Annotated in this window: 11 protein-coding genes; all 11 read left to right on the top strand. The window is 68.0% G+C overall.

Going from position 1 to position 12,884, the window contains the following annotated elements:
• The first annotated feature begins 17 nt into the window (after positions 1–17).
• The 11 genes from ABJK40_RS20375 to metK all read left to right on the top strand — a co-directional run bounded on the left by ABJK40_RS20375 (position 18) and on the right by metK (position 12,860).
• Entirely contained in the window at positions 18–968 is a 951-nt protein-coding gene (locus ABJK40_RS20375) for an aspartate carbamoyltransferase catalytic subunit (RefSeq protein WP_348482583.1), read from the top strand.
• Complete coding sequence (locus tag ABJK40_RS20370; protein WP_348482582.1) at positions 965–2,272, top strand: dihydroorotase; 1,308 nt, start codon at positions 965–967, stop codon at positions 2,270–2,272. Before ABJK40_RS20375 ends, ABJK40_RS20370 begins: the two co-directional genes overlap by 4 nt.
• A gap of 52 nt (positions 2,273–2,324) precedes the next feature.
• Positions 2,325–3,434, top strand: coding sequence for a glutamine-hydrolyzing carbamoyl-phosphate synthase small subunit (gene carA / locus ABJK40_RS20365; RefSeq protein WP_348482581.1), 1,110 nt, complete (start codon positions 2,325–2,327; stop codon positions 3,432–3,434).
• Complete coding sequence (carB, locus tag ABJK40_RS20360; RefSeq protein WP_348482580.1) at positions 3,434–6,805, top strand: carbamoyl-phosphate synthase large subunit; 3,372 nt, start codon at positions 3,434–3,436, stop codon at positions 6,803–6,805. Before carA ends, carB begins: the two co-directional genes overlap by 1 nt.
• On the top strand, positions 6,805–7,701 hold the full coding sequence (locus tag ABJK40_RS20355) for a dihydroorotate dehydrogenase (protein WP_348482579.1): 897 nt from the start codon (positions 6,805–6,807) through the stop codon (positions 7,699–7,701). The genes carB and ABJK40_RS20355 overlap by 1 nt, the downstream gene beginning before the upstream one ends.
• Positions 7,702–7,705: 4 nt before the next feature.
• The gene (mihF, locus tag ABJK40_RS20350) at positions 7,706–8,014 is read left to right on the top strand and encodes an integration host factor, actinobacterial type (RefSeq protein WP_348482578.1); all 309 of its coding nucleotides are present in this window, start codon (positions 7,706–7,708) and stop codon (positions 8,012–8,014) included.
• A 73-nt stretch (positions 8,015–8,087) separates the two neighbouring features.
• On the top strand, positions 8,088–8,627 hold the full coding sequence (gmk, locus tag ABJK40_RS20345; RefSeq protein WP_348482577.1) for a guanylate kinase: 540 nt from the start codon (positions 8,088–8,090) through the stop codon (positions 8,625–8,627).
• A gap of 77 nt (positions 8,628–8,704) precedes the next feature.
• A complete protein-coding gene (gene nhaA / locus ABJK40_RS20340) occupies positions 8,705–10,012 on the top strand; it encodes a Na+/H+ antiporter NhaA (protein WP_348482576.1) in 1,308 nt (435 codons plus the stop codon).
• A gap of 90 nt (positions 10,013–10,102) precedes the next feature.
• Entirely contained in the window at positions 10,103–10,432 is a 330-nt protein-coding gene (rpoZ, locus tag ABJK40_RS20335; protein ID WP_348510384.1) for a DNA-directed RNA polymerase subunit omega, read from the top strand.
• A gap of 7 nt (positions 10,433–10,439) precedes the next feature.
• Positions 10,440–11,666 carry a bifunctional phosphopantothenoylcysteine decarboxylase/phosphopantothenate--cysteine ligase CoaBC gene (gene coaBC, locus ABJK40_RS20330; RefSeq protein WP_348482574.1) on the top strand — a complete coding sequence of 409 codons (1,227 nt, stop codon included), beginning with the start codon at positions 10,440–10,442 and terminating at the stop codon, positions 11,664–11,666.
• A 3-nt stretch (positions 11,667–11,669) separates the two neighbouring features.
• Complete coding sequence (gene metK / locus ABJK40_RS20325) at positions 11,670–12,860, top strand: methionine adenosyltransferase (RefSeq protein WP_348482573.1); 1,191 nt, start codon at positions 11,670–11,672, stop codon at positions 12,858–12,860.
• Positions 12,861–12,884 lie beyond the last annotated feature (24 nt).

Genomic DNA, 12,884 nt, shown 5'->3' with positions numbered 1-12,884 from the left:
GTCGAGGCGAGCGCCCGATGAGTCGGTCGCTGTTGTCGATCGACGAACTCGGCGCCGACGGGGTGATGCGGATCCTCGACCTCGCGGACACGATGGCCGAGGTCAACCGGCGCCCGAACCCGAAGGTGCCGGCGTTGCGCGGCAAGACGGTGTGCAGCGTGTTCTTCGAGGACTCGACCCGCACGCGACTCAGCTTCGAAACCGCAGCCAAGCGGCTCTCGGCCGACACGATGACCTTCGCCGTGTCCCAGTCGAGCCTGAACAAGGGCGAGAGCCTGAAGGACACGATCGAGACCATCGCCGCGATGGGGATCGACGCATTCGTGATCCGTCACGGATCCACGGGTGCGCCCTGGCTCGTGGACGACTGGACGAACGCCGCGGTGGTCAACGCAGGCGACGGGTGGCACTCCCATCCCACGCAGGGACTCCTCGACGCGTACACGGTGCGGACGTGTCTCAATCGGCCCGATGGATTCGACGGGTTGCGCGTGGCGGTCGTCGGGGACATCAAGCACAGCCGCGTCGCCCGGTCCACCACGGCGGCGTTCAAGGCGCTCGGCGCCGATGTCACGTGGGTCGCACCGACCACCCTGCTGCCGCCCGTCGTCCACGAACACGCGACGGACCGCCTCGACGACATCATCGAGGACCTCGACGTGCTCTACCTGTTGCGGATGCAGAACGAGAGGATGACCGAGGCACTGGTCCCGAACCTGCGCGAGTACACGACGCGGTTCGGGCTCACGCCGGAGCGGGCGCAGCGGTTGTCGCCGCAATGTCTCGTGATGCATCCCGGGCCGGTCAACCGGGGCGTGGAGCTCGCCGTCGACCCGAGCGAACTCCCCGGGGCCGTGATCAACCAGCAGGTCACGAACGGGATCTCGGTCCGCATGGCGGTGCTGTTCGACTGTCTCTCGGCGAATCCCGATCCCACATCCGACCTCGAACGCCCGGAGTTCCCGTGAACCAAGCGCCAACGACCACCGGTCCCACGATCGCGATCATCGGCGGAACCGTCGTCGACCGCCACGGCGAACGGCGGGCGGACGTCCACGTCGCCGACGGCCACATCGTCGATCCGAGCGCGATGGAGTCGTGGGAACCGGACACGACGGTCGATGCCACCGGCCTCGTCGTGTGCCCCGGATTCGTCGACCTGCACACGCACCTGCGTGAACCGGGGAGGGAGGAGGCCGAGACCATCGAGACCGGGTCCCGTGCCGCCGCGCTCGGGGGGTACACGGCCGTCGTCGCGATGCCGAACACGGATCCGACCCAGGACTGTGTGAGTGTCGTGGAATTCGTGCGCCGTCAGGGCATCGCTGCCGGGCTGTGCGACGTGCACCCCTCGGGTTCCATCACCGTCGGCCGACAGGGCACGCAGCTCACACCGTTCGCCGAACTGGCCGATGCAGGCGTCACCCTGTTCACCGACGACGGCAACGGCGTGCAGAACCCGCAGTTGATGCGCCGGGCGTTCGAGTACTCGAACAGCCTCGGTGTCACGATGGCGCAGCACTGCGAGGTCGAGGCGCTCACGGGCGGAGCCGTGATGCACGAAGGCGAGTGCTGCAGCCACCTCGGCCTGCCGGGTTGGCCGTCGCTGGCCGAGGAACTGATGGTGCACCGTGACATCGAACTCGTACGTCTGACCGGCGCACCGGCGCACTTCCTGCACCTCTCGACCGCCGGGAGCGTCGACCTGGTCCGGCGTGCCAAGGCCGACGGACTTCCGGTCACCGCCGAGGCCACGCCGCACCACATCAGCCTCACCGACGAACTGCTGCGCTCGTACAGTGCGATCTACAAGGTCAATCCGCCCCTGCGGACGATGGACGACGTCGAAGCGGTGCGCGCCGGGCTCGCCGACGGCACGATCGACGCGATCGCCACCGACCACGCCCCACACGTGTCGGAGTCCAAGGAACGTCCGCTCGACCAGGCTCCGCCCGGCATGGTCGGGTTGGAGACGTCGCTCGGCGTGGCGCTCGCCCACCTCGACATGCCGCTCGTCGACATCATCGCCGCGCTGTCCTGGAAGCCCGCGGGGATCGCCCGGCTCGGCGACCGGCACGGTCGCGACGTCGAGTCGGGGTCGCCTGCCAACCTCACGGTCTTCGATCCGAACGAGGAGTGGGAGGTGGTTCCCGCGTTGCTCGCCAGCAAGAGCCACAACACCCCGTTCGTCGGCGTCCCACTGCGCGGCAAGGTCAGACACACGATCCTCGACGGGACGTTCACGGTGCTCGACGGAAAGGCCACACGATGACGCATGTTCATTCACTATGCTGCATGATCATGCAGATGAACGGCGACCTCACGTGAACCCTGTCGACGGCCGACTCGTGCTCGCCGACGGCAGCACCTTCGAGGGCGAACTGATCGGCGCGCACACGCCGATCGCAACGGGTGAGGTCGTGTTCAACACGTGCCTCAGCGGCTACCAGGAGGTGATCACCGACCCGAGCTACGCGGGCCAGATCATCACATTCACCTACCCGCACATCGGGAACTACGGCATCAACGTGACGGACTTCGAGTCGGTCGGCACCTTCTGTCGTGGCATCGTCGTCCGCGATCTCGCCCGACGCCACAGCAACCACCGTGCGCAGGCCGACCTGGGTTCGATGCTGTACCAGCAGGGGGTGCCCGGAATTGCCGGCATCGACACTCGTCGGCTCACCCGGCTGATCCGCGCCACCGGTGCGATCCCCGGTGCATTCGGTTCGGCGCCGCACGACGAGTTGCTCGCGGCAGCGCAGTCCGAGCCGGGTACCGACGGTGTCGACCTCGTCCGTCACGTCAGCACGCCCGTCGGCTACTCGGTGCCCGCGGTCGACCCGACCAGTCGGCGGCGGATCGTCGCCGTCGACTTCGGGATGAAGCGGAACATCGCACTCAGTCTCGCGAGGTACGGCCACGTCGACGTGGTGCGCGCCGACAGCAGCGCAGCCGACATCCTCGCCATGGAGCCCGACGGCGTGTTCCTCTCGAACGGTCCGGGTGACCCGGCCATGTCGCCGTACGCCGTCGAGTCGATCCAGGGTCTGCTGGGCGTGGTGCCGATCTTCGGGATCTGCCTCGGGCACCAACTGCTCGGCCGTGCCGTCGGTGCCGACACGGTCAAGTTGCCGTTCGGTCACCACGGGGCCAACCATCCGGTGAAGAACCTCGACACCGACCGGATCGAGATCACCAGCCAGAACCACAACTTCGCCGTCGACGCGAGCACCCTCCCGTCGAATGCCGAGATGACCCACGTCAACCTGAACGACGACGTGTGCGAAGGCCTGAAGGTGGAGTCGGAACGTGCGTTCAGCGTGCAGCACCACCCCGAGGCCAATCCGGGACCGCACGACTCGAACTACCTGTTCGACCGGTTCGCGGAGATGATGGACCACGCAGCAGCCAACGGAAGGGCGGCTCACTGATGCCCAAGCGCACCGACATCCAGTCGATCCTGATCATCGGATCCGGGCCGATCGTGATCGGACAGGCCTGCGAGTTCGACTACTCCGGCACCCAGGCGTGCCGTGTCCTGAAGGAGGAGGGGTACCGCGTCATCCTCGCCAACTCGAACCCGGCGACGATCATGACCGATCCCGACTTCGCCGACGCCACCTACATCGAGCCGCTCACGTGGGAGGTGCTCTCGGCGATCATCGACCGCGAGCAGCCCGACGCGGTGCTGCCCACGCTCGGTGGCCAGACCGGTCTGAACATCGCGATGGAGCTCTTCCGTCGTGGGCTGATCGGCGTGCCGGGGACGCCGGAGATGATCGGTGCCAACGCAGAGGCGATCGAAACGGCCGAGGACCGCGAGAAGTTCAAGGTCGCGATGACCGAGATCGGCCTGGAGTCGTGTCGGTCCCAGATCGCCCACTCGATGGAGGAGGCGCGCGCCGCCATGGACGTGATCGGACTCCCGACCATGATCCGCCCGGCCTACATCCTCGGCGGGCGCGGTACGGGGATCGCATCCAGCATCGAAGAATTCGAGCGCATGGCGAAGAACGGGATCGACGCGAGTCCGATCGGCGAGATCCTCATCGAGGAGTCGATCGTGGGGTGGAAGGAGTACGAGCTCGAGGTGATGCGTGACCACGCCGACAACTGCGTGATCATCTGCGGGATCGAGAACGTCGACCCGATGGGCGTGCACACCGGCGACTCGATCACCGTCGCGCCGATCCAGACCCTGACCGACGTCGAGTACCAGCAGATGCGTGACGCCGCCATCGCGTGCATCCGCCGGGTCGGTGTCGAGACCGGCGGATCGAACGTCCAGTTCGCGGTGAACCCCGACGACGGTCGCCAGGTGGTGATCGAGATGAACCCCCGGGTGTCGCGTTCGTCGGCCCTCGCCTCCAAGGCGACCGGCTTCCCGATCGCCAAGATCGCCGCCAAGCTGGCGATCGGCTACACCCTCGACGAGATCCCGAACGACATCACCCAGACGGCCACGTCGAGCACACCCGCGGCATTCGAGCCGGTGATCGACTACGTCGTCACCAAGATCCCGCGCTGGGCGTTCGAGAAGCTTCCCGGTTCCTCCGGCATCCTGGGCACGCAGATGCAAGCGGTGGGCGAGGTGATGGCCATCGGTCGTACGTTCCCCGAGAGCCTGCAGAAGGCATTGCGCTCGCTCGAGGACGGTCGCCTCGGGCTCAACTGCGACCCGGGCGAGGAGCGGTACGCGGTCGACTTCCCCGACGATGCCGCGCTGTTGAAACAGGCGTGCATCCCCACGCCCGACCGGATCCTGCAGGTGGGTGAACTGCTCCGGCGGGGGATGAGCGTGGACGAGATCCACGACGCCACACGGATCGACGTCTGGTTCCTCGATCAGATGTCGATCGTCACCGAGGAACGTCACGCCCTCGCCACGCTCGGGATGGCGGCGATGACGACGCGAGCGTGGAAGCGCGCGAAGCAGATCGGCTTCGCGGACGCACAGTTGGCCTACCTGTGGGGCGTCGACGAGACCGACGTGCGCACGGCGCGGATCGCGGCGGGCGTCCTCCCGACCTACAAGACGGTCGACACATGTGCGGCCGAGTTCGATGCCGAGACCCCGTACCACTACTCGACCTACGAGGACGAGAACGAGGTCCGTCCCTCCGATGGAACCAAGGTGATGATCCTCGGGTCCGGCCCGAATCGGATCGGGCAAGGGATCGAGTTCGACTACTGCTGCGTCCACGCGTCGTTCGCGCTGCGCGATGCCGGCTTCGAGACGATCATGGTCAACTGCAACCCCGAGACGGTCTCGACCGACTACGACACGTCCGATCGGCTGTACTTCGAGCCGCTCACCAAGGAGGACGTGCTGAACATCATCGACGCGGAGCAGCCTCACCGGGTGATCGTGTCGCTGGGCGGCCAGACGCCCCTCAAGCTCTCGGGCGAGATCCCGCCGGAACTCGTCGCCGGGACGTCTCCCGACTCGATCGACGCAGCGGAGGACCGCGAGCGATGGAACAAGATCTGTGACGAGCTCGAGATCCCGCAGCCGCCCGGCGGAACGGCGGTGAGCCTGGACGAGGCTCTCGCGATCGCCGAGGACGTCGGATTCCCGGTCCTGATCCGGCCGAGCTACGTGCTCGGCGGCCGCGCGATGCAGATCGTCCACGACCGCCACCACCTCGCGTCGGCGATGGAGGAGTTGGCCGACTTCGGTTCGCTCGGCAAGGAGGGAGGCCTGTCCGCCGAGCGTCCTGTGCTGGTCGACCGGTTCCTGGCAGATGCGACCGAGGTCGACGTCGACGCCATCCGCGACCACACGGGCGAGGTGCTCATCGGGGGAGTGATGGAGCACGTCGAGGAGGCCGGTGTCCACTCCGGTGACTCGGCGTGCGCGATCCCGCCCCAGACCCTGCCGAACTGGGTCGTCGAGGTGATCGAGTCGTACGCAGCGGCGATCGCCAAGCGCCTCGACGTGCGCGGTCTGATCAACGTGCAGTTCGCCGTGGCCGGCACCACGGTCTACGTGATCGAGGCCAACCCGCGGGCGAGCCGCACCGTTCCCTTCGTGGCGAAGGCAACGGGCGTGCCCCTGGCCAAGGTCGCCACCCGCGTGATGCTCGGGGCGACGTTGGCCGAGTTGCGCGCCGAAGGGCTGGTGCGGCCACCGGTCGGAGGCGGTCACCACGGCCCGCGCGGCGGCGTCGACGGCCCGCCACCACACGTCGCGGTGAAGGAGGCCGTGCTGCCGTTCACGCGCTTCCCCGAGGTCGACCCGGCGCTCGGACCCGAGATGCGCTCGACCGGCGAGGTGATGGGCATCGACACCACCTTCGGGCGAGCGTTCTACAAGGCGGAACTCGCCGCCGGCACCGTGCTGCCCGCGTCGCCCGACGACGGCATGGTCTTCCTCTCCCTCGCCGACCGCGACAAGCCGGCCGGCCTCGTCGTCGCCACCCGACTCCGCGCTCTCGGTCTGGGCATCGCAGCGACCGCGGGCACGGCTGCCTACCTCGCCAAGTTCGACCAGCCCGCCGATCAGATCGTCGCCAAGGTACACAACGACGGAGAGCGTTCGAGCGAGGACCCCGACCTGCCCACGGCGCCCGATCTGATCGCCGACGGAAAGATCGGGTTCGTCGTCAACACGCCGAGCGGACGGGCGGCACGCAGTGACGGCGAGACCATCCGCAAGGCGGCGAGCCTGCACCACGTCAGCTGTGTCACGACCGTTGCTGCGGCCCTCGCCGCCGCACAGGGGATGGCCGAACGTCACGGCAGCCAGCTCCGCGTGCGCAGCCTGCAGGAGTACCACGCCGTCGGCGCGGCGACCGACTGATGGAGGTGCAGATCGGATCGGTCACGCTGCCCGGTCCGGTGATGACGGCATCGGGCACCGCGGGCTACGGCAGCGAACTCGCTCCGTTCATGGACCTGTCGCGACTCGGTGCCGTGGTCACCAAGTCGCTGGCGCCCTACGACTGGCCGGGCAATCCGGCGCCGCGCGTCCATCCCACCGCGCAGGGGATGATGAACGCCGTGGGACTGCAGGGGCCCGGCATCCCGTACTGGTTGGACCGGGTCCTCCCGGGACTCCTCGCGACCGGTGCGACCGTCGTCTGCTCGATCTGGGGCAGATCCGTCGACGACTACCGACTGGCGGCGGAGCAACTCGCGCAGGCACCGGCCGGGGTGGTCGCGGTCGAGGTGAACCTCTCGTGCCCGAACCTCGCCGGCCACGGCATCTTCGCGCACGACGTCGAGCTCTCCGCCGAGGTGATCGCGGCCACCGAGGCGTGCGCGCGACCACGGTGGGCCAAGCTCAGCGCCAACACCGACCGGACGATCGACGTCGCCCGAGCCGTGCGCGGAGCGGGCGCCGAAGCGGTCACGTGCATCAACACCCTGCTCGGGCTCGGCTACGACCGCGACACGCTGCGGCCGGTGCTCGGCGCCGGAGGCGGGGGGCTGTCGGGCAGAGCGATCCACCCCGTTGCGGTCCGTGCGGTGCACGACCTCCACGTCGCGCTCCCCGACCTCCCGATCATCGGTGTCGGGGGAGTGGCATCGGGGTGGGATGCGGTCGAACTGCTCCTCGCCGGGGCCGTCGCCGTCCAGGTCGGCACGGCCACGTTCGCCGATCCGGCGGCGCCCTCGAAGGTGCAGCTCGAGTTGCTCGACTGGATGTCGAGGTGCGGGATCGCACGCACGGCAGATGTCACTGCACTAACGTGAATCCATGGCAACACCACCACAGTTGACCCCCGAACAGCGGGCGGCGGCGCTGCAGAAGGCGGCTGAGGCTCGGACAGCGCGCGCGGAGATCAAGGCGCGGTTGAAGATGGGCACGATGACGCTGGAGGAGGCGCTCGACTCCGACGACTCCAACGTCGCGAAGCTGAAGTGCGTCTCGATGCTCGAATCGCTGCCCGGCGTGGGCAAGGTCAAGGCGCGTCGTCTCATGGAGGAGATCGGCATCGCCGACAACCGTCGGGTGCAGGGACTCGGCCAGCAGCAGCGCAAGGCGCTGCTCGACGAACTGCGTTGAGACGACCGCGACCGCTGCCTCGAGCGCTGCGAGCCGGTCCGATCACTTGCCGGCGCAACGATAGGTTGACCCGATGATCATCGTCGTGTCCGGACCCGGCGGTGTGGGCAAGGGAACCATCGTCGATGCGTTGGTCGAGCGTGACCCCCGTCTGTTCCTCAGTCGATCGTGGACCACGCGTGAGCAACGTCCGTCGGAGGCCGACGACGCCTACGTGTTCACCACTGCCGAGGAGTTCGAGGCCCGCGCCGAGGCGGGCGGGTTCCTCGAGTGGACCGAGTTCCTCGGCAACTACTACGGCACGCCCACCCCCGACGTCGGCGACGGACGAGACCTGGTGTTGGAGATCGAGGTCGACGGTGCGCAGCAGGTCAAGCGGGTCGCACCCGAGACGATGCTGATCTTCATCATGCCACCGTCGCGAGAGGAGCAGGAGCGTCGTCTGCGGGGCCGCGGCGACCTCGACCACAAGGTGCTGGCCCGGCTGAAGAAGGCCGAGGAGGAAGAGCCGATCGGCCGCCGACTCGCCGACCACGTCGTCGTCAACGACGATCTCGAATCCACCATCGACGAGATGCTGTCGATCATCGACGCTGCCCGCCCCGCCTCCTGACCGCCCGCCACCCGGGGGTGTCGACCGCCGGTCGGTCCGAGGCAACGCGCAGGTCGCGGAAGCGATTGAATACCCGGGTGAACAACGCCTTGAGGCCCGCGTACTCGGCATCGGACCGGCCGGTGCCCCGACGGGTGATCCAACCGGTCCGCCGATTCATGGCGGTCGAGACCGCTGGTGGGGTCGTGATGCTCGCCGGCGCCATCATCGCCCTGATCTGGGCCAACTCGCCGTGGGACGCGTCGTACGTCAGGTTCTTCGAGACGCCGATCGAACTCCGGGTCGGTGGCGTGATCGACCTCGACCTGACCGTGCACGAATGGGTCAACGACGGCCTGATGTCGCTGTTCTTCCTGGTCGTCGGCCTGGAGATCAAGCGCCAACTCGTGCACGGTGAGCTGCGGGACCGACGGGCGGCAGCGCTTCCGGCGGTGGCGGCGCTCGGAGGCATGATCGTCCCGGCAGCCATCTACATCCTGTTCAACCTCGGCGGTGCCACCGACGGATTCGGCGTGCCGGTCGCGACGGACATCGCCTTCGCCGTCGGTGTGGTCACACTCGCCGGAAGCCGGGTGCCGCTCGGTGTGCGGATCTTCATCCTGACCCTCGCCGTCGTCGACGACATCGGAGGCATCGTCGTGATCGCTGTGTTCTACGCCGAAGGAGTCAGCTTCGCGTGGCTCGGGGCCGCCGTGGCGTGCATCGTCGGCGCGTACGTGTCTCGACGCCTCGAGGTCCGATCGCTCGTGCCGTACCTCGCATTCGGCACCGTGTGCTGGTACTCGCTGCACTCGGCCGGTGTCGAGGCCGCCATCGTCGGCGTGGTGTTCGGCCTCCTCGCACCCGCTCACCCGTTCCACGACCCGAGTCGGTTCGGGGAACGGATCGAGGAGGCCGTGCGACACTTCGAACGGACCGACCACAACGTTCCCGTGGAGATCGCCACCTACGTCCGAGAGGTCGCGTCGCCACTCGACCGGGTCGAGCACCACCTCACGCCGTGGGTGTCGTTCCTGATCGTGCCGATCTTCGCCCTCGCCAACGCCGGCGTCAGTGTGTCCACCGCCGGCCTCGACGTCGACGTGTTCGCCGGTGTGGCCGCAGGGCTGGTGATCGGCAAGATCGTCGGCATCGTGTCCTTCACGTGGCTGGCGGTGCGATTCGGAGTCGGTCGGCTCCCGCAACGAACGGGGTGGTTGCACATCCTCGGCGTCGGCGCCGCGGGCGGGATCGGCTTCACGGTCGCACTCTTCGTCGCCGGGCTGTCGTTCGACGATGCAGACCTCCTGCGGTCGGCGAAGCTGGGGATCCTCGCTGCCAGCACCACCGCCGGTCTGCTCGCCTACGCGATCCTGCGGCTGGCGTCGCGCGAGGAACGGCACTGAGTCGGCGGGTTCGTCGGAGGGTTCGTCCGGCGGGTTCGTCCGGGCCCGACGCAGTGGCGCCGTGCGATCCGACGATAGGCTCGGGCGTCTATGGCTCTCGACCACAACACGATGATCAACCCCCCCATCGAGAACCTGCTCGACAAGGTCGATTCGAAGTTCACGCTGGTCACGCTGGCCGCCCGCCGAGCGCGCAACATCAACTCGTACTTCAACCAGCTCGGCGAGGGTCTCGGCGGCATGATTCCGCCTCAGGTGTCGTCCACCGCGCGCAAGCCGATCTCGATCGCCTTCCAGGAGATCGCCGAGAAGAAGATCGTCTGGACCGAGGCGCCCGTGGAGCCCGAACTCCCCGAGATCGAGGACGATCCCGACGCCGAGGCACAGGCCGCCGCCGACGCCGCCGAGAGCAGCGACTGAGCGCATCGTGAGCCCGCTGGAGGGCAAGCGGATCGTCCTCGGGGTCACGGGCGGAATCGCCGCCTACAAGGCCGTCGAGATCTGCCGACGTCTCGTCGACTCCGGCGCCCACGTGGTGCCGATCATGACGGACGCCGCACAGCACTTCGTCGGCACGACGACGCTCTCGGCGCTCGCCTCCGAGCCGGTCCAGACCGAGCTCTGGCACAACCCGACCACGCCGATTCCGCACACGAAGGTGGGCCAGGGCGCCGACCTGATCATCGTCGCTCCGGCCACGGCCAAGTGCATCGCCGCGTATCGCATGGGCTACAGCCACGACCTGCTGCAGAACACACTCCTCGCGACGCGGGCGCCGGTGATCGTGTGTCCCGCGATGCACACCGAGATGTGGGAACACCCGAGCGTCGTCGACAACATGGAGGTGCTGCGACGCCGCGGTGTCCACGTCGTCGAGCCGGAGTCGGGTCGACTGGCGGGCGGCGATGTCGGAGCCGGACGCCTCGCCTCACCGGAATCCATCGTCGCCGCTGCCGAGCGGGTCCTCGGGTCGGGCGAACTCGCTGGTGTGTCGATGATCGTCTCGGCGGGAGGGACCCGCGAGCCGATCGACTCGGTGCGGGTGATCGCGAATCGCAGTTCGGGCAAGCAGGGGTACGCCGTCGCCGCCGAAGCGGCGTCGCGTGGGGCGTCGGTGACGCTCGTGTCCACGGTGGCGCTCCCCGCTCCGTCGGGGGTCGAGGTGGTGTCCGTCGAAACCGCTGCGGAGATGCAGGGAGCGATCGAATCGCGAGCCGCCCGAGCCGATGTGATCGTGATGGCCGCAGCCGTTGCCGATTTCCGCCCGGCGTCGGTCGCGAACCACAAGTTGAAGAAGCACGACGGACCACCCCAGATCGTGCTCGAGCCGACGCCCGACATCCTCGCCGGTCTGGGGGCGACCAAGCCGACCGGGCAGGTGCTCGTCGGGTTCGCCGCCGAGACCGACGACCTGATCGCGAATGCGCAGTCCAAGCTGGAACGCAAGCACCTCGACCTGATCGTCGCGAACGACGTGAGCGCCCCCTCGGTGGGGTTCGCTCACGACACGAACGCGGTTACGCTGCTGCGGCCCGACGCGAAGCCTGTCGAGATCGACCTCGCCGCCAAGCGAGATGTCGCACGGGTCGTCATCGACACGATCATCGAGATTCGCGCCTCGCGAGCGAACGACACACGGACAGGAAAGCACTGAATCATGGCCAACTACACGTTCACCTCCGAAAGCGTCACGGAAGGCCATCCGGACAAGATGGCCGACCAGATCTCCGACTCGATCCTCGATGCGATCCTCACCGAGGACGCCGACGCCCGTGTCGCGTGCGAGACCCTGGTCACCACCGGTCTGTGCGTGGTCGCCGGCGAGATCAGCACCAGTGCGTACGTCGAGATCCCGAAGATCGTCCGCGACACGATCAACGGCATCGGCTACGACAACGCCCTGTACGGGTTCGACGGCAACACCTGCGGGGTCATGGTCACCCTCGACGAGCAGAGCCCCGACATCGCCCAGGGCGTCGACACCTCCGAGGAGGTCCGCGCAGGCCGCTCCGGCGAGGATCAGCTCAACGCGCAGGGCGCGGGCGACCAGGGAATGATGTTCGGGTACGCGTGCACCGAGACCGAGGCGCTCATGCCCCTCCCGATCCACACGGCGCACCGTCTCGCCGAGCGGCTGTCGAGCGTCCGCAAGAGCGGTCAGATCCCCTACCTCCGCCCCGACGGCAAGACCCAGGTCACGTTCGAGTACGACGAGGCCGGCAAGCCCGTTGCACTCAAGGCCGTGCTCATCTCGACGCAGCACCAGGACGGCATCGACCGTGACACGGTGATCCGCCCCGACCTGATCGACGCCGTGATCCGCCCGACGATCCCCGAGCAGTTCGCCGACGACGACTACGCGGTGTACATCAACCCGACCGGCAACTTCGTCATCGGTGGCCCGGTCGGCGACTGTGGCCTCACCGGCCGCAAGATCATCGTCGACACCTACGGTGGCATGGGCCGCCACGGTGGCGGCGCGTTCTCCGGCAAGGACCCGTCCAAGGTCGACCGCTCGGCTGCATACGCCGGTCGGTGGGTCGCGAAGCACGTCGTGGCGTCGGGTGCGGCCGACCGCTGCGAGATCCAACTCGCCTACGCGATCGGCATGGCACAGCCGATGAGCATCCTCGTCGAGACGTTCGGGACGGCGAAGGAGGATCCGGCCAAGATCGAGGCCGCCGTGCGCGCCACGTTCGACCTGCGCCCCGGCGCCATCGTCCGCGACCTCGACCTGAAGCGTCCGATCTACAAGGCGTCGGCCGCGTATGGCCACTTCGGTCGCGACCAGTTCCCGTGGGAACAACTCGGCAAGCTCGACGAGTTCTCGTCCGCCATCGGCGCCTGACCGACCTGCGAGACCATCCGGTGG

It is taken from the genome of Ilumatobacter sp. (assembly GCF_039969435.1).
In the GTDB taxonomy this organism is placed as follows: Bacteria; Actinomycetota; Acidimicrobiia; order Acidimicrobiales; family Ilumatobacteraceae; genus Ilumatobacter_A.
This window is presented reverse-complemented; position numbering and strand designations above follow the sequence as displayed.

What these genes read in the sequence shown, in the direction of transcription:
- rpoZ (WP_348510384.1), top strand. Translation starts at nt 10,103, where the DNA reads ATGGCTCTCGACCACAACACGATGATCAACCCCCCCATCGAGAACCTG.
- mihF (WP_348482578.1), top strand. Translation starts at nt 7,706, where the DNA reads ATGGCAACACCACCACAGTTGACCCCCGAACAGCGGGCGGCGGCGCTG.
- ABJK40_RS20375 (WP_348482583.1), top strand. Translation starts at nt 18, where the DNA reads ATGAGTCGGTCGCTGTTGTCGATCGACGAACTCGGCGCCGACGGGGTG.
- ABJK40_RS20355 (WP_348482579.1), top strand. Translation starts at nt 6,805, where the DNA reads ATGGAGGTGCAGATCGGATCGGTCACGCTGCCCGGTCCGGTGATGACG.
- gmk (WP_348482577.1), top strand. Translation starts at nt 8,088, where the DNA reads ATGATCATCGTCGTGTCCGGACCCGGCGGTGTGGGCAAGGGAACCATC.
- carB (WP_348482580.1), top strand. Translation starts at nt 3,434, where the DNA reads ATGCCCAAGCGCACCGACATCCAGTCGATCCTGATCATCGGATCCGGG.
- metK (WP_348482573.1), top strand. Translation starts at nt 11,670, where the DNA reads ATGGCCAACTACACGTTCACCTCCGAAAGCGTCACGGAAGGCCATCCG.